General features: G+C 44.7%; 18 protein-coding genes and 1 pseudogene. 17 read left to right on the top strand and 2 right to left on the bottom strand.

From position 1 onward, the window contains the following. The first annotated feature begins 7 nt into the window (after positions 1–7). Entirely contained in the window at positions 8–262 is a 255-nt protein-coding gene (locus AWJ19_RS21660) for a hypothetical protein (RefSeq protein WP_068726956.1), read from the top strand. Between the two features lie 264 nt (positions 263–526). After that, complete coding sequence (locus tag AWJ19_RS21655; protein WP_068726954.1) at positions 527–1,516, top strand: alpha/beta hydrolase; 990 nt, start codon at positions 527–529, stop codon at positions 1,514–1,516. A 678-nt stretch (positions 1,517–2,194) separates the two neighbouring features. Here AWJ19_RS21655 and AWJ19_RS21650 read toward each other — a convergent pair. Continuing rightward, entirely contained in the window at positions 2,195–2,503 is a 309-nt protein-coding gene (locus AWJ19_RS21650; protein WP_128083663.1) for a hypothetical protein, read from the bottom strand. 516 nt (positions 2,504–3,019) lie between these two features. Here AWJ19_RS21650 and nirB point away from each other — a divergent pair. The 4 genes and pseudogenes from nirB (at position 3,020) to AWJ19_RS21630 (ending at position 8,817) form a co-directional block, all read left to right on the top strand. Beyond that, positions 3,020–5,460: pseudogene (nirB, locus tag AWJ19_RS21645) on the top strand (nitrite reductase large subunit NirB). Positions 5,461–5,480: 20 nt separating this feature from the next. Beyond that, on the top strand, positions 5,481–5,846 hold the full coding sequence (locus AWJ19_RS21640; RefSeq protein WP_068726951.1) for a nitrite reductase (NAD(P)H) small subunit: 366 nt from the start codon (positions 5,481–5,483) through the stop codon (positions 5,844–5,846). Further along, positions 5,839–6,672, top strand: coding sequence for a uroporphyrinogen-III synthase (locus AWJ19_RS21635; protein ID WP_068726950.1), 834 nt, complete (start codon positions 5,839–5,841; stop codon positions 6,670–6,672). The genes AWJ19_RS21640 and AWJ19_RS21635 overlap by 8 nt, the downstream gene beginning before the upstream one ends. Before the next feature lie 450 nt (positions 6,673–7,122). After that, positions 7,123–8,817, top strand: coding sequence for a methyl-accepting chemotaxis protein (locus tag AWJ19_RS21630; protein WP_068726948.1), 1,695 nt, complete (start codon positions 7,123–7,125; stop codon positions 8,815–8,817). Positions 8,818–9,026: 209 nt separating this feature from the next. Here the strand turns inward: AWJ19_RS21630 and AWJ19_RS21625 are convergent, their stop codons facing one another. Then, a complete protein-coding gene (locus AWJ19_RS21625) occupies positions 9,027–10,874 on the bottom strand; it encodes a glycosyl hydrolase family 18 protein (RefSeq protein ID WP_068726946.1) in 1,848 nt (615 codons plus the stop codon). A gap of 279 nt (positions 10,875–11,153) precedes the next feature. On the opposite strand from AWJ19_RS21625, the gene AWJ19_RS21620 reads away from it, so the two are divergent. From AWJ19_RS21620 to AWJ19_RS21570, 11 genes are all read left to right on the top strand, one after another. Beyond that, entirely contained in the window at positions 11,154–12,959 is a 1,806-nt protein-coding gene (locus AWJ19_RS21620; RefSeq protein ID WP_068726945.1) for a histidine kinase, read from the top strand. Positions 12,960–12,963: 4 nt separating this feature from the next. After that, the gene (locus AWJ19_RS21615) at positions 12,964–14,541 is read left to right on the top strand and encodes a response regulator transcription factor (protein WP_068726943.1); all 1,578 of its coding nucleotides are present in this window, start codon (positions 12,964–12,966) and stop codon (positions 14,539–14,541) included. 231 nt (positions 14,542–14,772) lie between these two features. Then, complete coding sequence (locus tag AWJ19_RS21610; RefSeq protein ID WP_068726941.1) at positions 14,773–15,702, top strand: ABC transporter permease subunit; 930 nt, start codon at positions 14,773–14,775, stop codon at positions 15,700–15,702. Positions 15,703–15,717: 15 nt separating this feature from the next. Beyond that, a complete protein-coding gene (locus AWJ19_RS21605) occupies positions 15,718–16,632 on the top strand; it encodes a carbohydrate ABC transporter permease (RefSeq protein ID WP_068726939.1) in 915 nt (304 codons plus the stop codon). Between the two features lie 72 nt (positions 16,633–16,704). Beyond that, complete coding sequence (locus tag AWJ19_RS21600) at positions 16,705–18,231, top strand: ABC transporter substrate-binding protein (RefSeq protein ID WP_068726937.1); 1,527 nt, start codon at positions 16,705–16,707, stop codon at positions 18,229–18,231. Between the two features lie 59 nt (positions 18,232–18,290). Next, complete coding sequence (locus tag AWJ19_RS21595) at positions 18,291–19,676, top strand: alpha-L-fucosidase (protein ID WP_068726936.1); 1,386 nt, start codon at positions 18,291–18,293, stop codon at positions 19,674–19,676. 437 nt (positions 19,677–20,113) lie between these two features. Beyond that, positions 20,114–20,779: a chromate transporter gene (locus AWJ19_RS21590; protein WP_241781834.1), complete on the top strand. Its 666-nt coding sequence runs from the start codon at positions 20,114–20,116 to the stop codon at positions 20,777–20,779. Between the two features lie 11 nt (positions 20,780–20,790). Continuing rightward, positions 20,791–21,324, top strand: a complete 534-nt coding sequence (locus tag AWJ19_RS21585; protein ID WP_068726934.1) for a chromate transporter — start codon at positions 20,791–20,793, stop codon at positions 21,322–21,324. A gap of 36 nt (positions 21,325–21,360) precedes the next feature. Then, on the top strand, positions 21,361–22,338 hold the full coding sequence (locus tag AWJ19_RS21580; RefSeq protein ID WP_068726932.1) for a formylglycine-generating enzyme family protein: 978 nt from the start codon (positions 21,361–21,363) through the stop codon (positions 22,336–22,338). Between the two features lie 44 nt (positions 22,339–22,382). Continuing rightward, positions 22,383–23,879 (top strand): arylsulfatase, encoded by a 1,497-nt coding sequence (locus AWJ19_RS21575; protein WP_277815831.1) that lies wholly within the window; start codon positions 22,383–22,385, stop codon positions 23,877–23,879. A 34-nt stretch (positions 23,880–23,913) separates the two neighbouring features. Next, the gene (locus AWJ19_RS21570; RefSeq protein WP_068726931.1) at positions 23,914–25,158 is read left to right on the top strand and encodes an anaerobic sulfatase maturase; all 1,245 of its coding nucleotides are present in this window, start codon (positions 23,914–23,916) and stop codon (positions 25,156–25,158) included. Positions 25,159–25,192 lie beyond the last annotated feature (34 nt).

The raw sequence follows: 25,192 nt of genomic DNA, 5'->3' as shown, positions 1-25,192 counted from the left end.
AAATAATATGGAAGAAATACTCGATTCCCCCATTGATCTTTTGCAGTGCTTAAAGGACTGCGGTTGTGATGATGAGATAACTGCAATTATTTTAAGGCACGTAGAAGAAGAACATTTTCCTGAAACCCTGCCATTACTGGGGACTCATAGGCGGGGATTGCTTGAGAAATTACACATCATTCAAGATCATATTGACTGTGTCGATTATTTGATCAATCTGGTGAAAGACACCAGGCTGAGTCAAACAAACAAGCCGAATTAGATGGGGTGCCATTTACTGTATGAAGAAGCCACGATGCGACCCTTGTTTATAGTATCACTGGTACTTTAAACAAGGATTCATAGTGGCTTTTATCCATTGAAAGGCATCAGACTGTTGAGTTTGAATTAAGTGGAGGAGATTGGGGTAGGATAACATATTAGTAATCCAAAAGAATTAGTTATCCAAAAGAGTAACTCTATAATTGAAACCATGGAACGGCAATTTCAGGATTGCTAAACATTTTTATTGGGGGCATAGAAAGTAATGAAAAAATCAATGAGTAAAACTAATAAATCTTCATATACACCAGACATGTCTAATGGAGCAAACAACTTTTACCAGAGTGAAATGGTAACCCAGCAGAAGATTACATTTAAAAATCAATACAGTATGAATGTAGCGGGTAATCTTTTCTTTCCGAAAGGACTGGATTTGAACAACAAAAATTCAGCAATCATTGTAGGGCATCCTATGGGTGCAGTAAAAGAACAAGGTGCCAATCTATATGCAACTAAAATGGCTGAAAGAGGGTTCGTTACTTTATCTATAGATTTGTCTTTTTGGGGGGAGAGCGAGGGATCTCCACGCAATGCAGTTTCGCCGGATCTCTATGCAGAAGATTTCAGTGCTGCAGTGGACTTCCTGGGTACTCAGGGGTTTGTTGACAGAGAGCGAATTGGGGTTATCGGCCTTTGTGGCAGCGGCAGCTTTGTCATTAGCGCAGCAAAAATCGACCCCAGACTGAAAGTCATTGCGACAGTTAGTATGGTTGATATGGGCACGGCCAGCCGAAGCTGGCAGCGAAAGGAGACTCTCGATGAGGCCGCGGAACAGCGTTATGTGGAGTTTACAGGTGGTGAAACCAAATACACTGGCGGAACAGTACATGAAATAGATGAGAACACTCCCGCAATGCAGCGTGAGTTTTATGATTTCTACCGCACTCCAAGAGGTGAGTTCACTCCTAAGGGCTCATCACCTGAACTCACGACACATCCTACGCTGACCAGTAACGTCAAGTTTATGAATTTCTACCCATACTCAGACATTGAAACGATTTCTCCACGTCCTATGCTGTTTATCGCCGGTGAGAATGCAGCAAGCAGAGGGTTTAGCGAAGAAGCCTACAGGCTGGCAGGAGAAGCAAAGGAACTTTATATTGTTCCTGGCGCCGGACATGTGGATTTGTATGACCGGGTAAACTTAATTCCATTTGACAAGCTTGAGTCCTTCTTCAATGAGAATTTGGAGTAGAGATCCAAGCTAAACCTTATTCCATTTCTTAATAGCACGTTACATTTCCGATTTAAACGGGAGCTGCCATTGCAGCTCCGTTTAAATTTAAGCTGAATAGGAACTGCAAAACCAAATTTCGGATGGCCTCAAAAAAACAAGAGGATCTAAATCCAGAAACTGCAACAAAATATATGTTTGCATATAATGTAGGTAACATTGCGTCATTAATGTAGGAAGAACATTAAAAAGAAGTGTGTTGCTACAAGCAAGGACAGTTTTTTCAAGCAGTCTAATACTTAAAATAAGATAGATGGGTTTTCAAGTCTTATGTATAGAATGAACTTATATGAGAAATAATTTTTATAACCGTCGCTGTGACCGACAAAGGCCAAAAAAGAAAACAACCCAACTAATTTTTTTGTCGGTGGACAAGAACATAGTCCCATAAGAGCCCGCGCCCAGCGCGGATTTTCTGTTTTAAGGGACCAAGTTCTTGTCCTTTTCTCTGGACAAGAACTTGGTCCCATTGCCGAAAATGGACAAGAACATGGTACTATTGCCGATTTGAAAAATAACAAATAATACATGTGTCAAAAGAAAGTAAAGCTCTACACTGGAAATAAAGTGGTAGACCCATTAAACAAAGTTGGAGACAGAGCTTCTGCGTAAGCGGTCACTTCGCCGGCAAAGACATCATCAATTCCGAGCGTTCAAGATGCTTAAATCTTCGCGGACCTCCTGTGGGAGGGTCAACGGCAGGTCGCTCATTCCATTGGTATACAGCACTCGGTATGGCTCGTTAGGTGTAGCCTCCATAATGTTCACATCAATATGTACGATGTTTGAGATCAGTTCATGGAACGCGCTGGTCTCCCGGTTAGGAAAGAGTTTATGAAAATGTTCATTTAATTCTTCCATGTACATAATCTCGGGTGGAGGCATAAGCTGCCTCTCATCCGGAGCGTCATGGCCGTAAATTGTGGTGCCGTCTTCTGACTTGCCCATTTCTTTGGCGCCAAACAATTTTATACAAAGGTTCATGTCTTTGTACATCTTTCTGTGGGTTTGGAATTTAGGTGCGAAAAGAAGGATGCGATTAATTCCTGATGTCTGGGAGCCTCGAAACCTCACTTGGAATTATAACAAAAGACATTATCCAGGAGCGAGGCTGCTGCTCAAGTTATTTGCATAGATGTCCTGGGCAATTCGAATCGATAGACCCAAGCACGAGCTGCGTCAAATCCCAACGATGAACTCCTCAGCAATTCGCCCTAGAGCTGTTACAGACGATATATATTCCGAACTAATTATTCATGAGCATGCCAAGCTAGTGGAAAACCTCTGGTTACCGTAATATGAAACATTAGTTAGAGATTAAAATAATGGGGTTCCTTTTATCCTCCTTTCTTGTGATAGAAATTGAATAAATCTGCTAAAAATGGTTCAAATGTATGGGTGATGTTTAGTAGGTTACAAGTTCTCTTTTGCATGGATAGATATATATATTTAGGAGGTTTCTGCATGGTGAAAGTACAAGAACGTCGGCATCTAGTCCTGATTGGCAATGGGATGGCTGGCATCAACACGGTGGAACAAATCATAAAACTGGCACCCAGTGCCTATAGGATCACTGTATTTGGGAGTGAACCTTACCCCAACTACAATCGTATTCAATTATCGTATGTGCTAGAGAAGAGTAAAGCAGTAGAGGACATCATTCTAAATGACAGGGATTGGTATTTAGAGAACGGAATAGAGTTATATACGGGAACGACTGTTACGCATATTGAGACGGAACAAAGAATCGTGAAGACAGACAATGGTATGGAGGTTTCATATGACACACTCATCATTGCAACCGGTTCTAACCCGTTTATACTTCCGGTTCCAGGAGCAGATAAAGAAGGAATTGTAGGTTTCAGAGATATCGCAGATTGCCAGAAGATGCTGCATGCAGCAGATCAATACAAGAAGGCTGCTGTTATTGGCGGGGGCTTGCTTGGATTGGAGGCAGCCAAGGGGCTGTTTAAACTGGGGATGGATGTGACTGTAGTCCATCTGTTTGATGAGATAATGGAACGTCAACTCGATCATACCGCCTCACTGATGCTTCAGGCAGAGCTGGAAAGCCAGGGCTTGAAATTTGCTACCGGCAAACAGACTGAGGAATTTCTGGGAGAAGATCGGGTTAGCGGTATTCGTTTTTCAGACGGAACGACGCTGGATGCGGAATTCGTAGTCATGGCAGTCGGGATTCGACCAAATACTGCTTTAGCCAAGGAAAGCGGCATTGAGGTTAATCGCGGTATTCTTGTAGATGATTTTATGCGTACTTCAGTACCGGATGTATATGCGGTAGGGGAGTGTAACGAGCATCGAGGCATTACATATGGGCTCGTGGCTCCACTGTTTGAGCAGGGGGCTGTTCTTGCGAAGTATCTGAGCGGAGTGGATACGAAGCCGTACGAAGGATCTGTGGTATCTACGCAACTCAAAATATCTGGCGTAGACGTGTTCTCTGCTGGTGAGTTTATGGATGCAGAAGGGCTGTCTATTGTGCGGATGATGATGACTGGCTGCGTATTTACAAAAAAGTGCTACTGCGGGGCGGACGGATCGTCGGCGGTGTTCTGATCGGTGACGGAAAGGAATCCTCCAGACTGCAGCAGTGGATTCGAACAGGCGCCGTGATGACAGAAGCCATTCATAATGCGATTGTGGGACAAGCCTCGGTCGAAACCGGGAATACGGCCGCAGAGCTGGCGGACGAGGAAATTGTATGTGGTTGTAACGGTGTGACAAAGAAACACATTGTGGATGCCATTAACGAAAAAGGATTAACCACGGTGGAGGAGATCAAGGTAGCAACAAGTGCATCGCGTTCTTGTGGAGGCTGCCGACCTGTTGTAGAGCAGATACTTCAGTATGTGCTCGGGGACAAATATGATTCAGCGGCGGCGAAACAGGAAGCAATCTGTTCCTGTACCACACTGAGCAGAGATGAAGTTGTGACGGCAATTAAAGAAAAGGGGCTGATCACATCTAAAGAGGTAAGATATGCGTTGGAATGGGATAACCCTGAGGGCTGCTCTAAATGTCGCCCTGCGCTGAATTACTATCTGGGTATGATCTGGCCTGCTGAGCATGTGGACGAGAAGGATTCACGTTTTGTGAATGAAAGGATGCATGCGAACATCCAGAAGGACGGAACATTTGGCGTTGTGCCGCGAATGTACGGCGGGGTAACCACACCTGAAGATCTTAGACTTATTGCTGATATTGCGCTGAAATACAACGTCAAGCTTGTTAAGGTAACCGGGGGGCAGCGGCTTGACCTGCTTGGGGTCAAAAAGGAGGACCTGCCGAAGATCTGGAAGGACCTTGGCATGCCGTCCGGTTATGCGTATGCGAAGGCGCTGCGTACGGTCAAGACCTGCGTGGGATCACAGTTCTGCCGTTTTGGCACTAAAGATTCGATGGGAATGGGGATCATGCTCGAGAAGAAGTTCGAGCGGTTAGATATGCCAGCGAAGTTCAAGCTTGCCGTAAACGGCTGTCCACGTAACTGCGCGGAGTCATCAACCAAGGATATTGGGATCGTAGGCAATGAGGGGGCTTGGGAAATTTACGTTGGCGGCAATGGCGGGATTAAAGCCCGACTTGCTGAACTGCTGTGTAAGGTGCGAACAGATGAAGAACTTCTGGAGATAGTCTCCGCATTCATGCAGTACTACCGGGAGACAGGCAAATATCTGGAGCGGACCTCGGAATGGATCGAACGGATGGGATTGGAATCCGTCACAGAAGCTGTAGTCCATGATCTAGATAACCGCCGGGCTTTGGCTGAGCGAATGGAGGTCGCTCTGGCGCAGGTGAAGGAACCTTGGAGTGAGATCCTGAATAATTCAAACTTAAGGGAACGGATGTTTGATGAGATCATTGTTTCCACAAAACAGGACTAGAAACAGGAAGGGGCTGCAAGATGGAACCGATATTGAATAGAAATGAATACACGTACTACCTTGTTGGTAACGTAGATGATTTCATGAAGAGACAGGGACGGGTTGTGCGCTTGGATAAAGAAGAGATTGCGGTATTCAAGACAACAGACGGACAAATCTATGCACTTGAGAATAAAAGCCCTGGGCCGCGAGGAGGCACGATTGCAGAGGGAATTATATCCGGCGAGGTCCTATTCGACCCGATCTGTGACTGGAAAATTTCGTTGACGGATGGTCAGGTGCTCGATCCTGATACGGGACAGATTCGGACCTATCCGATTCAGGTTCTCGGAAACGAGGTACGCGTTGGATTACTTAAGAATGGGGGAGGGCAATACCATGAGTAAAGACCTTCAGAACAAAAAAATTGTTATTGCCGGCTCGCAAAAGACGGAAGAAATGGCTGAAATTATTGAACGAAGAGGTGGAGTCTCCATTGTTCGGTCACTCCAGGGATTAACGGATTCTGATCCGGTTGAAGTGGAAGAGGATGTAAAACGTTTTATCGAGCAGGGGGCAGACTGGTTTATTTTCACGACAGGTATTGGATTTGAAGCCATGATTCAAGCTGCGGAGAGGCTTAACGCTGTATCTGAATTTGAAGAGAGATTGAAAGAAACCAAGATCGCCTGCCGCGGTTACAAAACAAACACTTTTTTAAAGAAATCTGGTATTCATCCGGTCGTCTGTGATGACGATGGAACGATTGCCAGTATGATTGAAAAGCTTGAGGTGTTTGATTTTAACGGTCAAAAGGTGTGGATTCAGCTTCATGGCGAGTTGTCGTCGCAGTTATATCAGTTTATCCAAAGCAAGGGAAGCATGGATGTTCAGGTTGTACTGCCTTATCGTTATCATGCTCCTGAGCAGGAGACGCTTGCATTGATTATAAATGAGCTGATTCAGCGAGAAGTCGATGCCGTTTGTTTCACGACAAGAGTTCAAGTAGGATATTTATTTGATTATGCGAAAGAACATGGGCATGAAGAAGAGTTGAAATCTGTATTTGAACAGGACGTACTGGCTGACGCTGTCGGCAAAGTAACGGCTGAAGCGCTTCGAGATGAAGGGATAAGACGGATTGTCGTGCCGGAGAAAGAACGAATGGGTGCTTTGATCGTAGAAATCGCGCATTATTATGAAGGTCAGCTTATTGGAGAAAAAGCAGATTAATAGCGGAGAACACACTATCTCAAGTGAAGATTGGAGTTCAAGAGCTGTCCCGCTCGGGGTGTTAGCGTGTGGCGACAGTCTTTACTTTTTTTCATTGTCAGTGCACAAGCCAAGTGCAGAAGGACAAGAACAGAGTCACATTGGAACCCGCGCCTGGCGCGGGTTTTCTTTTTTATGGGATCAAGTTCTTGTGCAAATCCTGTACCATTTCAAGCCTCCTACAAGTGGAAGGGGTGCAAGTTCAACCTATCAGGATTCAAAGCCTTTGTCGAAATCACAGCAACCGGAGTCAACGCTTCAGACTGGCGAGACAGAGAAGATCGGTTATGATTAGTTTATCAAAAAAATGGAAGCAAATCTCACTTTAGTTTTTTATCAATCTTACCGATATATGAATAGGAATAATATTTGAACTACATCATAGTTGACAGAAGGGCATGGGGATTAAGAATGCGTAAGATATTTCAATTTAACAGTATTAGAAAAAGAATATTATTTGGTTTCTCCTTAGTTATGTTTTTTGTTATCATACTAGGTGTTTATAATTTTCTTGCTATAAAGGCATTAAATACCAATATGGACGAGGTTGTAAAGAAACAACTGCCTCGATTAATACTTGATGAGAAAATTGTTTTAAATATGTCGGAGAGAACTTCTCTGGTTCGTGGATATATACTTTATGGAGACCCTGATCTAAAGAATGAATTCGATAGTTTTACAAATGATAGTATTCAATTAGAGAATGAGTTATCAGAATTGAGTGATTCAGAAAAAGTAAAAGAGTTGTTAGAAAAGAAAGTATTATGGGGGGAAACGATCAATAAGGTATTCGAGGAGTATGATTCTGGAAATAAACAAAGATCAATGGAAATTTTAGTATCAGAAGTTAGACCATTAGAACGTGAAATCTTAGATGGTTTTAAAGAGCTATCTTCGACAAGACAAACATCCATATCAGACCTCGCTAACTACGTCGAATCGTATGGAAAGAGTTCCCTCTTGGTGGATATCATTATCTCAATCCTCATTGTTGTCATAGGAATTTCAATAGCAATGATTACAGCCAAAATGCTATCGAAACCAATTATTTCGGTTATGAACAGAATGAAGGCAATCGCAGACGGTGATTTTAGTCAAGAATCATTGATAATAAATTCAAAAGATGAGATTGGTCATCTAGCTTTAGCCACTAATGAAATGACAAATAACACTAAAAAACTCTTGAACCAGATAAATACGGTATCCGAAACAGTTTTAAGCCATAGTGAAGAATTAACACAAGCGGCAAATGAAGTAACGGTAGGAACAGGACAAATTGCAGTTACAATGGAAGAATTGGCGCTAGGAGCAGAAACTCAAGCTAACAGTACAAGTGATTTATCAACCTATATGGATATATTTATCAATAAAGTGAACGAGGCTTATGGAGAGGGAGAACATATACAAGTTAATTCTGAAAAGGTGTTAAACTTGACTAATAGAGGAAGCCAATTAATGAAATCTTCAACCAGTCAGATGGAAAATATAAATATCATTGTTAAAGAATCCATGGAAAAAATGCAGGAATTGGACACACAGTCTCAAGAAATATCCAAGCTTGTCTTATTTGTAGAAGAAATAGCAGAGCAAACAAATCTACTTGCATTAAATGCTGCAATTGAAGCTGCTAGAGCGGGTGAGAAAGGCAACGGATTCGCTGTTGTCGCAAATCAGTTTCGAAAGCTTGCAGAACAGGTTGCTTTATCAGTTAATGATATTACTTTGCTTGTAACAAAGATAAAATCTGATTCTAGCATTGTAGTTAAATCTTTAAGAAATGGATATGACGAAGTCGAACAAGGAACAACTCAAATCAATACAACAGGTGAAACATTTAATGAAATAAATTCTGAAGTGATTGAAATGGTTGAAAGTATTCTCGTTGTTTCTCAATATCTTTTAGAAATTTCGAAAAGCAGTAAAGAAATGAATGGATTTATTGCAGATATAGCCTCTGTTTCTGAAGAAGCAGCTGCAGGTGTTGAACAGACCGCGGCTTCTGCTCAACAAGTAAGTTTCTCAACTAAGGAGGTATCTGGAAGTTCGGACCAACTAGCTAAATTATCTGAAGAATTAAGAGAATTGGTTAGACGGTTTAGATTATAAGAGAATTATTCTAGATTGGCTGAATTTAAATGAAAAGATAGTTTAAGAAAGATCCCTTACTCCATAAGTAAGGGATCTTTAATGTATATATGGGAACGAAATGGTTTCAGTTTTATAAGGAAATGAGGCGTAGAGAAAAAGTGAAATCTAAGTTTTATAAAGAATTACGAAAAATATTTCTATTATTTTTTACAGTTTGGCCCTTAGAATTACTTATTATATACTTCGAATTCATAGACGCCCAGTTGGTTGAATTGTGTGAAGCTGCCGCTTGGAATATTCGGCAGTTCAGCCGAAGTAATAAGCACCCTAATGTTGTTCGCTGTGATGGAAGGGAAGCTAATCACTTTATAAGGTCCCATCAGCCCGCCTTCGTATACATCTACCCATTGTCCTCCGGACCAATTCTGCACTTTGAACGAGCGAACGTTGTTGCCGTGTTCTTTCAGCACTACCGTATTTAATGTCGTCGCCTGTTTGAAATCCAGCTGTAAGTAGGCATTGCTGCTTACACCCGCTGGCGCTTGCCAGTACGTCGTCTTGTCGTTGCCGTCGAATACCTGATGTACCGTATAGCCGGAATCACTGACATTTGCGAAATACCATTGACCTGCGGCCAGGTTTGTCATGCTCCGATATACTTGATGGCTGTTTTTCTCATTTGTAATTGCTTTTAACAGCGATTTAGAATCATTCACAGATGTGTCGGCGAACAGATGCCACAGCATGACTCCTCCAACATTCATATCCTGAGCGAGAAGCATCTTTCTTTTGTTCATATCAATGCCGTTGAAGTAAATGTTTTTTACAACTGGATTGCCATTGGTAGTCCCTACAGTAAAGTTTTTTACGATATCCGTTTCCGGTGTAATGACAACTTGAGCATTTATTTGATCATAGTCGAGCCAGTAGGAGGAGCCGTCGAACGGTCTGCCGTACCAGGCGAGGCCGAGATTGATCTTTTCTTTAGGCACGCCGAGATTCATGAAATAATTAATGCCAGAGTGAGAGTTCTCGAAAGGAGCATGATAGTATCCTGAGTCATAATTCATATAGTTAATATGATCAACGCTTGCGAATGCGTTAGCACTTAAATTCACGCCCCATGCGGACAACGCGAGTGAGATACTTTTGCCTTTCTTACCAAGCAATTGCTGCATTTCAATTATGGTAGTGCTAAAATTGTTCCATTGTGTCGAGTTGCTTGGATACTCCCAATCGATGTCCACTCCATCAAAGCCATATTGGCTAAGGAAGTCGCTCACCTTCGAAATATAATTCGCTCGGGCGGTTGAATTACCGACTACTTGTGCCATCGTGCTCGCATCTGCGTTAAGCGTAATCCACTTTTTTATAGGCCTGCTGCCAACAGCTTGATTCATCGTGTTGATGTACTGGGGCCAATTCGCCAAGGCCGGATCATCAGTTCTTGTGATAATATTACCGTTAGGATCTAAAGTATGAAAACCGATAAGTATCACGTCTGTGATGTAATCGAATGCTGCAGAATCGATGTCGTTGTTGCTGAAGCTCGCAGGGTGAATATAACCAGCAACCCTGAAGGTTTTCGGAGACAGCGTATACTTGTCAATTTCGACGCCATAAGAAAAGGTTTGTCCACTATCATTTTGGAGCTTGATAGTGTTTGTTAAGCCCGCGTTCAGCGTCACGTCCACCGTTTTATTTACGAAAGTATTCCATCCGCCCGTCGATTTGAACTCCAAGTCAGACACTCTGGCGCCGTTCACATACAGAGCTTTTGTAGCGACATTATCACCTGTTGCGAATCGAATCGTCAATTCATATTTGCCGCCTACTGGTCCGCCGTTTACGTTCTGTATTTGGCTATAAGCATTGACGAGATGCATGCTTCCTATAGCACTGCCGCCGGATGCATTCGAATCGCTTCCCACTGTAGCTCCGTTGCCAATTATACCGCTTTCGGCCTCGTAAACTTGCTGATTGGGGGCTGCTGATACTTTGTTCTGCGGCGGAACCAGTACGAAAGAAGTAAGTGCAAGCAGTGCGGATAATCCAGCCATAATCAAACGTTTCATCTTCATTCATCCCCTTCGCTCCATAGATTTTGGTTGCGCTTACAAGTTTAATTATCAACATATCATATTGAACTCGAAAGGGGAGAAATTAAAGATTGACCGTCATAATTTAATAAAAAACGATAAGATACTGTTTTTTTGAAGTAATATATTGTAAAGTTGCAGTGGGTTCATATTGATAGGATCGAATACAGAAACTTCCAAACTTTACCGGTTAATGCAATGCCCAGATATGAAAACGCTTCAGGTTAAGTGCTGCAGAGAGGGAGGCAGAGACGGATGAAAAGGTTCACTCGTATGATCGGCGAGCTGTACCGCACCCATTTTGCAGAGAAGCTGTTTAATAAGATATTACTGACATATTCTGTTATTATAATGGCCACTTTGATTGCACTTTCCTTCTTTATATACCAATATTTTACACAGTATATGATTAACAAAGAGATTATACGGATGCAAGAGGCATCCGCCAATGTCAGCGCTTATATCGACCAGCGCATAGACGTGTCACAGATGATGGTGGAGAGTTTATATGCGAACGAAAGCTATCTGCAGTATTTCGAGGTGCTGCTTGAAAAGGGCTATGCAGAATTTTTATCTTACCAATTCGAACAATACCTCAGCAGCAATACCCCCATTAAATTACCCTTAAAGTCACTGTCCGCATATTTCAACAACGGGCTTGACCTCGACTCTATCCTATTTCTAAGCAATGGGGGAGAGATTTATCGGCTTACCTCCCAGCTTTCGCTAGAGATTGTTACGCCGAGTGAAGTGCCGGATCTGATAGTTCAAGAGAATGATCGTCATGAAGCTGTACCCATTTTCCCTGTCACGACTAACCATGGTACGGGGAGTCAACCGCTATATATCTACGCTGCCGAGTTAAAAAATTCAGATACGCTTAAGCCATTCGGTAAGATAGTAATTCAATACAAAGCGAATGATATTATGAAGTCAAATCAGCGCACTCCTTACGGTTTAAAAGGGGAGATTATGGTTCTGACCCGTAATGGAGACGTAATCTATGATTCTTCCATGCAATGGTACGGTATCCGCTATCCGGTCGAGCGTTTGCTGGACAACGATGACCACAAGCCGATGAGGAATTATATCGTATCTACTGCGAACAAGGCAGGCGTTATTGTAGCAGGGATCATGTCCAGTGAGCAAATGCGTTCAGGTACTAAGTCGCTTCAGCGATGGATTACGGTTTTGACCGGGCTATTTATGGCCGTTGCTTTGCTGCTGACGTACACATTGATTTTGCGGTTCTCCAAGCGGACCAGGATTATCGTTCGAGCAATGGAGAAGCTTGACGACGGTCAATGGAATGTACGTATTCCGCTGACCAAAGGTGATGAGTTGTACCAAATTTCCTCAAATTTTAACAGGATGTGTGAGCGTGTCAATGATTATATTGAGAAGGTATACGTCTCCGAAATAAGGCAGAAGAACGCCGAGATTGTCGCCATGCAGATGCAGATGAACCCGCATTTTTTGTATAACACCCTGGAAGCGATACGCATGAATGCGGTAGCACAAGGGGCGCCGGAAGCGGGGCATATGATTTTTTTGCTCGCATATCTTTTCCGCACCACGATGAAGAGTGCGATGATTGTGGATATTGCGGCGGAGATAGAGCGCTGCCGTGTATATCTGGAGCTGTTCCAGATCCGTTATCCGAGCCAATTGCAGGCGGAGTTCGATATTCCCGAAGAACTTGGGGGTTACGAGATCTTAAAGCTGTCAGTGCAGCCGCTGATAGAAAATTATGTTTTGCATGGCTTTAGAGCTAACCAGCTGGACAATCGGATTTACATCGAAGGAAATTTGATAGAAGACGTTATTATTTTGCGGGTAGGCGATAACGGCAAGGGGATACCGCCTCCTAAGCTCTTGAAAGTTCGCCAATCTCTGACCGAAAATAGTGAACTGGAGTCAAAGTCTGATTCTCTTGGATTAAGCAACGTTCATATGAGACTGCAGATGATGTACGGTAACGAATACGGTTTATCTATCGAAAGCACAGACGGAGTGGGGACGGAGATTACTTTGAAGATCCCTGCCGTCATCAAGGAGTGAGCGAATGTACAAAGTTATGATCGTAGATGACGAACCACTTATCTTAAAAGGCATGTATTATATCATGAATTGGGAGAAGATGGGGCTTAAGATCACATCGCAAGCTTCGAGCGGGGAGCAAGCTTTGGAGCAATTTCTGGATCATCCGGTCGATGTTGTTATGACTGATATCCGTATGCCTGGCATGGACGGTTTGAAGCTGATCGAGACGATCCGTTCTATCGATTCTAACGTCAAATTCATCGTTCTAAGCGGCTACGAAGATTTCCAGTATGTGAAGGAAGGAATCCGTTTCGGTATCGAAAATTACCTGCTTAAACCTGTCGACGTGAACGAATTAACTGCAACAGTTACTACTGTCATTAGGAAGCTGGAGCTTGAAGGTCAGCGACGCATTCGCTCTATTGAAGAGAAGCAGATATTACGTATAAATATACTTAACCGATGGATGAATCGTTCCATTCCAATGGAGGAGTTGAAGCAGCGTGCGGAGATAATTGACATTCCTCTTCATCATCGTGCGTATGCTGTCGTGACAGGCAGTCTTCTACGAAGCGATCAGGTTGGAGAAAATTTTCCGCCTGAAGTCCGTATCGAGATCGTATCCGAAATATGTGAACTGATCCGCTCCGATGCTTCGCAGTTGCTCTCTACGTACACGACACTCGAATTTTTAGATTTCGAAGGCGACGTCGTGATCTTGTTTTCGGAACAGAGCGGTTGTCTGAAACGCGAAATATTGCACAGTGAACTGGAAAGTCTCCATGAGTGCATCCGAAATCGATGGCGGATTGATATGCTGTTCTCCATAGGCGCTTCCGTCAGGAGTTACCGTGAGGTGCCTGAAAGTTACCGGCAGGCAAAGGAAATACAGATCCAGAGGATGATTAACGGTGACCGTTTTATCGTCGACGGGGAACATGCCGGCACGCGGACTTCCAGTATTGAATTCCTGCAGGAGCTGCAGACACTGACTTCGCTGCTCGCCAAGAATGATCGCCAGGGGCTCCAACAGTGGATCGACACTTCGTTCGATGGATTAAAAGAACAAAAGCGTGCTTCGCTTGCAGATGTGCAAAACGGGGCACTGGAAATTATACTTCAAGTCGCAAGGCAAACCGGGCGCAACAATTTTATGGAAAGTTTCGTACATTTATTCCACTTAAGAAACCTAGAACAGATCAAACAATACATACAGCATTTTATAGCCGAATCGCTTGATGCTGTTTTTGCAGTGGAAAAGAACCGAAGTCCGATCATTAGCAAAGTTGTTCTGGAAATCCATACGCGTTACGAATCGGAACTGTCGTTGAAGACGCTTGGTCAAATGCATAACGTACATCCCGTGTATTTGGGTCTGTTGTTCAAGAAGGAGATAGGCGTCGGGTTTACAGACTACGTCAATGGTTATCGAATTCAAATTGCTAAAGAGCTGCTTCTTCAGACTGATCTGAAGGGAAACGAGATTGCGGCGAAGGTGGGTTGTCTTGATCCTAACTACTTCTACAAACTCTTTACGAAATTTACAGGTGTATCGCCTACCGAATTCCGTTCCATTCGTCAAAAGGGGGCGAAAAGGTAAGAAAGTCTAGTGAGAGTACTAGCTATATCGCTTGTCAGCTGGTTTCTTTTTGAGAAACCGGCCTTTTTTTGTCCACATATCCTTTTCAAAGAGTTTCTCATTTAATTCTGACGGTTCTTCTTGAATAATTCCTCTTTCTGCAGCATGGAGCAGGATAGATAATAAACTCAAGATGAAAACGCTTCAAAAAAATGGTCCAGATAATTTGGAAAGGAAATGGGAGTGTGGAGAATGTCAAAAAAATGGAAAATGCTCAAACGTAATCGAATTTTTCTGTTAATGGTGCTTCCGGCAACTATATGGTTCATCTTTATGAAGTATTTACCGATCTTTGGCAACTTAATTGCCTTTCAGAAATTCTCTTATAATGCAAAAGGGATATTCAACGGCATTTGGAATGCGGAATGGGTCGGATTTGATAACTTCAAATTTCTATTCCAAACGAACGATGCATTTATCATCACCCGCAATACGCTGCTCTATAATCTCATCTTTATTATTTTGGGCGTTGTTATTCCGGTGGCGCTCGCTATTGTGGTCAGCGGGATTAACAATAAGCGGACGTCCAAGTTTTATCAGACCGGGATGATGCTTCCGCACTTTCTGTCCTGGGTTGTTGTCGGATATTTTGTGTTCGCCTTTCTCAGCATGGATAAGGGTTTTGTCAATAACATCCTTGTGAGCTTGGGGGCAGAGCCTAAGATGTGGTACAACGAACCGGCTTACTGGCCGTTTTTCCTCATTATTGCACAGGTGTGGAAGACGGCCGGGTATTCCAGCGTCATCTATATAGCGGCTATCGCAGGTATAGACAGAACCTATTACGAAGCGGCAGTCATTGACGGTGCGAGCAAGTGGCAGCAAATCCGCAGTGTGACGATTCCGCACTTGAAGCCGTTGATTATTATCTTGACGATATTGGCTGTTGGGCAAATTTTTAATTCTGATATCGGGCTGTTCTATCAAGTACCGCGCGAATCCGGCCTCCTTTTCCCGGTTACGAATGTTATCGACACGTATGTTTATCGGAGCATGAAAGAAATGGGCGAATTCAGTATGAGCGCCGCCGCAGGCTTATATCAGTCAGTTGTCGGCTGCATTCTGGTACTGACGACCAATTACGCAGTCCGCAAAATCAGCAAAGACGATGCATTATTCTAGAAGGAGGAAGCTTGCATGAAATCAAAGAATAGTACGAACATCGAAGGATTTTCCCGGGGCTGGAACTGGTTTTGGAACATAATAGCCACACTGGTTGCACTGGCTTGTATTATGCCGTTTGTATTTACGATCATTATTTCACTGACTGAAGAGAAGTCATTGACGCGCAACGGATACCAGATTTGGCCTGAACAGTGGAGCCTGTCCGCCTATTCGTATCTTTTGGAGGATTCCGGCCAGATGCTGAACTCCTTCCTTGTATCTGTCCTCGTTACGGTGCTTGGCGTAATTATAAGCTTGGTCTTGATTCTGCCTTATGCTTACGCTATTTCGAGAACAGAATTTGCTTACCGAAAGTTATTCACATTCATTGCCTTTCTGACCATGCTGTTCAGTGCCGGCCTCGTTCCTTTCTATATGATGGTGGCGCAGGTCCTGCACTTAAAAGATACAATTTGGGCTTTGATCCTCCCGCTCAGCGTCAACGCCTTCTATATTATCGTCATGAGAACTTTTTACCGGACAACTGTTGAAGAGGGGATGATTGAAGCGGCCAAGATCGACGGGGCCGGAGACTTCTCCATTTTTGTTCGTATGGTGCTTCCGATTTCACTGCCCGGTATTGCAACCATTGGTTTGTTTAGTGCCTTGGCATATTGGAACGACTGGTTCAATGCAATGCTCTTCATCGACAAACCTGAGCTGACGCCTCTTCAATACATGCTCGCAAAAATCCAGAACAACTTGCAGTATTTACTGGAAAATACCGATTCGTTATCCACATCAGATGCAACATTGGTCGCGAATCTTCCTCAAGAAACAATCCGTATGGCGATGGTTGTGGTGGCAACAGCGCCAATAGTACTTGCGTATCCATTTTTTCAACGGTTTTTCATCCAAGGATTGACCGTAGGCTCCATCAAAGGATAGTTGTTTAATGCAGCCGGCGCATCAAAGCGGACGGTGCTTTAAATAAAAACAAACAAAACAGGAGGGTATAACATGTTTCTGAGAAAGAAAAGAGGGTTGGTTTCATTAATGGCACTCTTGCTGTTGACCGCCGTACTTAGTGCTTGCGGCGGTAAGAACAACACCGAGAATGTACAATCGGGATCAAACAATTCCCCGTCGCCGGAAGTAACCGGTGGGGCGGGAGGAAATCAATTGAATCCGTACGAACTGGTGCTATATTTCTTCGGCGACCCTCAGAAAGATACGGAACTTATTGAGCAGAAAGTGAATGAGTATATTAAGCCGAAGATTAACGCGACAGTCAAAATTAACTTTGTGCCTTGGGCCGAAGCCGAGCAGAAAGTACCGGTATTTTTAGCGTCCGGGCAGAAGATCGACGTATTATTTGCGCAAGCGAAACATATGGTTCCGCTTGCTACCAAAGGTGCTCTTCATCCGGTAAATGAATTGCTGGAGAAGTATGGTCAAGACGCGTTGAAATCGATGTACAGCAAGTTCCTAGATCTGTCCAAAGTGAAAGGCCAAAACTATGGCGTGCAAAATCCGAAGGAAATCGCTTCCCAATGGGTATTGCGCTTTAATGAACCTCTGCTGAAGCAGTACGGCATCGACGCATCCGGCGTGAACTCGATTGCAAGCGCTGAGCCTGTACTGAAACAGGTGAAGGAAAAAGACTCAACGATCTATCCAATCGAGCCGACTCAACAATCCCTATGGTATGTACCATTCGATTACGTCATGGATGAAAACATTCCATTCGGGATGGTCTACGAACCGATGGCGACGGACGGGAAAATTATCAGCATGTGGGAGACGCCTGAAGCCAAGCAGGTACTAGAAACAGTTCACTCATATTACAAGGCCGGTTATATCCGTCCTGACATCGCTACCTACGCCCGTCCGGAGAACGAGGAACAAGCAGGCAAGTGGGTGACCGGAATCGCAGGCGGCATTCCTACAGCAGAGGTGATTTGGTCGAACCGCGCAGGCTTCGATGTCAGCTATAATCCGGTTGAGAAGCCGATCGTCACAACGAACTCCGTCATGGGAGCAATGCTGACGATTCCGAAGACGTCTGAAGATCCGGAAAGAGCGATGATGTTCATTAACATGCTGCATTCGGATGTTTTTCTCCATAATTTGTTCGTGTATGGCATTGAAGGCGTGCATTATGAGAAAGTATCCGAAAACGTAGTGAAAGATTTGCCTGCGCGCAAAGAACGCTGGAACACAGGTTGGTTCCAATTCGGCAACGGCTTCCTGAACTATTTGACGGAAGCCGATCCTGCTGATAAGTGGGAACAGTTCAAGAAATTTAACGACGAAGCGCAAGTATCGCCGCTGGTTGGCTTTGTATTCGACCCAGCTCCGGTACAAGCCGAGATTGCCGCGATTCAAAACGTAACGGCTGAAGTGAGAATGCCTCTAATTACGGGCTCTATCGATCCGGAGCAGTTCTTACCGAAAGTCAATGAGAAGCTGAAAGCTGCCGGTTCCGAAAAGGTGATTGCGGAGATGCAGAAGCAATACGACGCTTGGAAAGCAACACAACTATAGCCTAACAGTGAAGCCTTCCATTTCGTTGGAGGCTTCACTTCACGAGAGGAGAATCGACAATGCCAGGAACAAAAAAAGACGCTCTGAACAACGGAGTTCACGATTATACAGCAGAGAACTTGTATGTACATCCGGATAACCCTGCAGTTTTGGAGGCGCTAGAGAAATTTCGCGATCACAAGCTTGGTTTAATGATGCACTGGTCGCCTGCAAGCCAATTAGGCATTTACGAATCCTGGTGTATGTCTGATGATAGCGCCGCTTGGTCGAAGGGAGATGTTGATTGGACTGATGATATGAACGAGTTCCGGCAGCAATACCGAAATTTAAGAACAACATTTAATCCGATACGTTTTCAGCCTGAAGTATGGGCGGATCTGGCTAAGGAATGCGGGTTCCAGTATTTGCTGTTCACTACGAAGCATCATGATGGATTTTGTATGTGGGATACCGAAACGACGGATTACAAAGTGACTAGCCCGAACACCCCATTCAGTTCGCACCGCTATGCGGATATATGTCGGCACTTGTTCGATTCATTCCGGGAGCGTGGCATGAGTATCCACGCCTACTTCTCCAAGCCGGACTGGAATACACCGTATTATTGGTCTCCCGAATTCACCTCGCCGGATGGCAAGACAGATCGAAACGTTAATTATGACGTAGAGAAACATCCTGAGATATGGGAAGAGTTTGTCGCAATGTCGCATCGGCAAATAACTGAGATTATGACCAACTACGGCCGAATCGAAGCGCTGTGGCTGGATGGCGGTTGGGTTCGTCCTGAAAATAAAGGGCAAGATATTCGAATTGGGGAAATTGTTGAACGTATCCGCGAAACAACGCAGCCGCATCTGATGGCGGTAGACCGTACTGTTGGAGGCCCATATGAAAACTTTATTACGCCGGAGCAAACGGTACCAGATGATCCCGTTCTGGTTCCATGGGAGAGCTGTGTTACGCTTGGAAGGCGATTCTCTTTCAATTACGACGATGATTTCAAAACACCAAGAGAGCTTATCCACTTGCTCATTAACATAATTGCCAAAGGCGGTAACTTGGCTTTGAATATTGCACCGCAACCTGACGGCAGGCTCCCGGTCAAAGGTGTGGCTACAATAAGGGAGTTGGGCGCATTCCTAAAGCGAAATGGAGAGGCGGTTTACGGCACCCGTGAATGCGCGCCTTACTTAGCGGACGGCATTGCGTACACGAGAAAGGGCAGCAAGGTTTATGCTTTCTATCTCTATCCGGATAATTCGGCTGAAGTTCGCCATTCATTCACTCTTCCGAATTTTGGAGAGGTGTTGTCCGTCTCCTTGCTCAGCGATGAAGGGGAGGTAAAGACAGAAAACGTAGATGAAGGGAAGCTCCGAATTACTGTTTTATCTCGAACAACACAAGGGGTACCATATTCTGATGTATTCCGGATAGAAATCAAATAGCACATAAAACTACACTTCTCGGGTCTGTCTATAGACAGACTCTTTTTGGTCGGAGTTCAGAACTCTAGTCGTTAAATCGTCTATATGTTTGGTCGCGGTAAAAGCGTGTCCAAAGTCTATAGTACTACAACTGTACCATATGCTTCCTGCAATCGGGCCATCGTACTTTTAGGAAACAAAAATGTCTTTATAAGGTCTAGTGTAGACAGGGTGCCATGTTCTGCAATCCGGTCATATATAAGTTTCTTTGGTGATGGAATAGGTGCCGACGGATTTACCACAATTTACCTCCAAACAAGTTTTTATTACATGACTATCAAATCTAGTCCAGTATAACTCATATTGAAACAAAAGTATTTCTTGCGCAAAAAACTTAATTCCATTTTGGGATAAAGTGCTATAATGAAATTGCTCCAAAATATATGAGGGTGGAAACCATGAGAACAACTATGAAATTAAATGGTGCAATAACGAGTACGGGTATGAGGGCGAGGCTGCTGTTCCAGTTGTTTTGGGTGTTTATGCGAATCAGTCCGGTTACCTTCGGCGGGGGTTATGCAATGATACCGCTGATTGAACGGGAAATTTCCCATAAACGAAAATGGTTGGATGAAGAAGAAATGGATGATATCCTCTCTTTGGCCGGCGCCGCACCGGGGGGAGTTGGAGTAAACGCTGCGGCATTCATCGGCTACCGGCTTGGAGGTGGGTTAGGGGTTACCGCCGCTGTTGCCGGAATTACGTTGCCTACTTTTATTATTACTTGTTTGCTTAGCTCGGTTTACTCACAATTTGCCGACAATCCGAAGGTGGTTGCCGCGATGAAGGGCATTCATGGCGCAGTCATTGCTCTAATCGTCGCTGCTGCGTTTCGGATGGCCAAGAATGCTCTATTTGATAAGGCCACTACTGCAACAGCAATCCTTGTATTGGCTGTGTTACTCGGTTCCGGAATCAATCCCGTCTATGCGATTTTTTTCGGTTTATTTATCGGCTTTGTATTACTGCAAGTCAAACAGCTCTTGGGGATTCCAATAAGGACGGAAAGAGAGTGCAAGGATTATTCAGAGGAGGAATCGAACTATCCGGAATATTACATCTAGGAGGCCCTTGTGTGATTTGGAACTTATTCCTTATTTTTATCAAGATTGGTTTACTCTCCTTTGGAGGAGGATACGCAATAATCCCGATGATTCAGCATGAAGCGATCAAGGGTGGGTGGCTATCTGAAATGGAATTTCAAGAGGTGGTATCCATCGCCGGGATGGCCCCGGGCCCTGTCGCAACCAACAGTGCAACCTTGATCGGTTATAGGGCGGCGGGAATGGGAGGGGCGGTCGCAGCATCGCTGGGTATGATATTGCCTTCTCTGCTTATTATTATTTTGCTTTCCGTTTTCTTTTACCGGGTAAGGAACAGCCAGTGGATGAAATCATTATTCTATGGTTTGCGTCCGGTAATTACCGGATTAATCGCTTTCGCCGCCATTCGTTTTGGCGTTATGGGCAAAGGATACAGTTTATTTACTTGGCAGACCTTGGGAACGCTGATTATTGTATCCGCAGCCCTTTACAGTTTGATGAAAATTAAATTGCACCCCCTCACCATTATTGTGGGCTCCGGAATTCTTGGTATTGCTTTTTTTTAGATGAAGCAAAAAACAATCCTGATTGGAGGTCGGAACATGTCAGAGAATTTTAAAGCTTGCTGCTCTGCCAGCCGTCAACAAGTTAAGGTCAAAGCTCCTCTGGGCAGTAGGAGGGAGAACACACTTGCCCAAGGCGTACAGGCAAATAGGGACTTGGCAGGTATGGTCCAAATCCCGGGGGGGCGTTTTCTGATGGGAACGGATGACCAGGAAGGATTTCCGTCGGATGGAGAAGGACCGGTCAGGGAGGTGACCGTCTCTCCCTTTTTTATAGAGTCAACAGCAGTTACCAATGAGCAGTTTGCTTCTTTTGTCAAAGCTACCGGTTACGTTACTGATGCTGAGCGTTTCGGCTGGTCGTATGTGTTTCACTCTTTTGTTTCCGCGGATACAGGTAAGAAGGTGACTCAAGTGGCTACTCAAACCCCATGGTGGTGGGTGGTTGAAGGGGCGAGCTGGCGGCATCCTGAGGGTTCGGATTCCCATGTGGACGAGCGGCTGGACCATCCGGTTGTTCATATGTCATGGTATGATGCAGACGCTTATTGCCGCTGGGCCGGCAAACGTCTGCCAACGGAAGCGGAGTGGGAGTATGCTGCCCGGGGAGGCCTCGTTCAAAGACGATATCCTTGGGGAGACGAATTAAGACCTGCCGGAGAGCATCGGTGCAATATTTGGCAGGGGAAGTTTCCTGATAAAAATCATGCCAGCGACGGATATGCAGGGACTGCACCTGTAAGATCATATCTGCCCAACGGATATGGCCTTTACAATACATCAGGAAACGTGTGGGAATGGTGCGGGGATTGGTTTACTAAGGACTATCACCTGTCCTCCGAATCTGTGGATCCGAGAGGACCGGCAAACGGTACAGCCAGGTCAATGCGTGGAGGATCCTATTTATGCCATAAATCTTATTGCAACCGCTACCGGGTCGCCGCAAGAAGCAAGAATACGCCGGACAGCTCCTCAGGGAATATCGGTTTTCGGTGTGCGGCAGATTTAAAAAGTTAGACATTCCTCGTATTACATACTATTTTTTCAAGGAGGCTCTCAAAGTGAAATCAGTAACTGATTCTAAACGTCCTAACCTTTTGCTGATTACTGTTGATCAAATGCGTCACGATTGTCTTAGTATATTAGGTCATCCTATAGTCGAGACACCTAATCTGGATGAACTGGCCCGGACCGGAGTGAGATTTGAACATGCTTATTCTGCAACACCAACCTGTGTACCTGCCCGAGCGGCTATTTTTACAGGACTGAAGCAAACCTCCCACGGTAGAGTCGGCTATCAGGAGCGCGTACCGTGGAATTACCCGACTACTTTACCTGGTGAATTATCTAAATCGGGTTATCATACGCAATGTGTCGGGAAAATGCATGTCTATCCGGCGCGGAGTCTGCTGGGATTCCATAATGTCGTATTGCACGATGGCTATCTGCACTATAATCGCAATAAACATGATACTGCTGTTCAAGAGCATTATGATGAAGTAGATGATTACTTGCAATGGCTTCGCGGGCAGGCTCCGGGAGCAGACCTGCTGGATCTGGGACTGGATTGTAACGCCTCAACTGTGGCCAGGCCGTGGGCTCTTCCGGAACATCTGCATCCCACAAATTGGACCGTGAGCCAGTCGATTGATTTTTTACGCCGGAGGGACCCAGGCAAGCCGTTTTTCTTGTGGATGTCTTTCGTGCGTCCCCATTCTCCCCTTGATCCGCCTCAAGCGTATTTAGATCTATATAAAGATGCGGATTTTCCTGATCCGGTTATAGGAGAATGGGCGCTGAAGGAAGACCCTGATGGGAATGGGTTCAATCCCGTTACTTCGAAGGGGATGGTTCCCAAGCGCCGCCTGAGAATGGCGATGGCTGCTTATTATGCTTTAATTACTCATATCGACCATCAAATCGGACGTTTTCTGCAGGCGCTGAATGAATATGGTGAACGAAATAATACCATTATTATGTTCACTTCTGACCATGGCGAACTACTGGGTGATCATCATATGTATAGAAAGTCGTTACCCTACGAGGGAAGTGCCCATATTCCCTTTATTGTGAATGATCTTGGAGGCCATCTGGATACATTACCGGGCTCCATAGTACCTGAAGTTATTGAACTACGTGATATTATGCCTTCCTTATTGGATGCCGCCGCCACAGAAATCCCTGGTTCAGTAGAGGGCCATAGCATATGGGATTTAGCGCGGGCCCCTAAGGAGTACAATCTGAACAAGCCGTGGCGGGAATATTTGCATGGTGAGCATGCACAAGGTGCTGCGTCTACCCAATGGATAACGAACGGCAAAGAGAAATATATTTGGTACTCTCAAACCGGTGAGGAGCAATTCTTCGATTTAGCACAGGATCCCAGTGAGATGCACAACCTGATTTTTCACCCTGCGATGCAGGAGCGTATACAGCATTGGCGTTCAGTCCTGATTCGGGAGCTAGCTGGGCGGGAAGAAGGATATGTAGAAGACGACTGTCTTATCACCGGCCGTGAACCTGTCTCCATTTTATCTCATATCTTTCAGTCAGATTAAAATGAAAGCGAATTCAACGGAGGAGCGAAGTTCGGTGAGCGAATGTACAAGTACTTCCAGTCCACAACATCTTCATGTCATGTGGAAGACAGTTTCGGAGGATTGCAACCTGGCTTGTGATTATTGCTATTACAGCACAGCCGGAGGAGTTCCTAATAAACCAGTTAGAGTGATGGAGCCGGCTCTTCTGGAACGGTTTATCTCCCAGTATATGAGCAACTCCTCTGGTCAGGCAACCTTCTCCTGGCAGGGAGGGGAGCCCTTATTAGCCGGGCTTCCGTATTTTGAACAAGTGATCCTGCTACAGGCTAAGTATGCGCCGCCGCATACGGCAATAAGCAATTCGCTGCAAACTAACGGAACGTTAATTAATGAGAGCTGGGCGTCCTTTTTCAAACGTTATAACTTTTTGATTGGAATTAGTCTGGATGGTCCAAGGTCTATTCATGATGCCCATCGGATGACAGGTTCTGGTAAAGGGAGCTTTGATTTAGTGATGCGCGGGGTGCAGCATTTGCAGCAGGCGGATGTGGAGTATAATATTCTATCGGTAATCCATGAAGACAACGTGACAAAAACGGAGGAATTAATGGCATTTTACCGGGAGCATCAGTTTTCATATGTACAGTTTATTCCATGCATGGATTTTGTTTCGCAAAAGAGCGGGTTACCCGGGCGCTTCCGGATCACACCTGAACAGTATGGGGAGTTTTTGTGCCGCACCTTTGATTTGTGGTACAACGAGGGGGAACCTGAGCTTTCCATTCGTATGTTTGAGAATATGCTGCTTGTATTTATGCACCGTCAAGCGGAGCTGTGCGTTCACAGCGAAAGCTGTCCGAAGATGATGGTCCTGGAGACAAACGGTGATGCCTATCCTTGTGACTTTTTTATTGATGAAGACCATTGGTTAGGCAATATCGGACAAGCGGGTTTGGACTCTTTGCTTGCGAGTCCTGTATACGATGAATTTCTGCAGATGAAACCTAGGGTGAATGAAGCATGCCGCAAATGTGAATACATAGCATTTTGTCATGGGGGGTGCCCTCGCAACCGGAATTGGTTAGAGGTTAACGATCGTTCCCAGATTGATTATTTCTGCGAAAGCTACAAAATGTTCTATGCTCATGCGTATGACCGGATGATGACGCTTGCGAACCAGCTTAAACGGCAGCAGATGCAGGCGTACAAAAAAAGCGGTCACCCACTTCCGGGCCGAAACGAGATATGTCTATGCGGGAGCGGGAAAAAGTTTAAGCACTGCTGTCAGCGACTATAGCGTATAATGATAGCTTATCCTAAGCCGTAAAAAA

The sequence above is a fragment of the Paenibacillus sp. DMB5 genome (assembly GCF_001517085.1).
GTDB lineage: Bacteria > Bacillota > Bacilli > Paenibacillales > Paenibacillaceae > Paenibacillus_AQ.
This window is presented reverse-complemented; position numbering and strand designations above follow the sequence as displayed.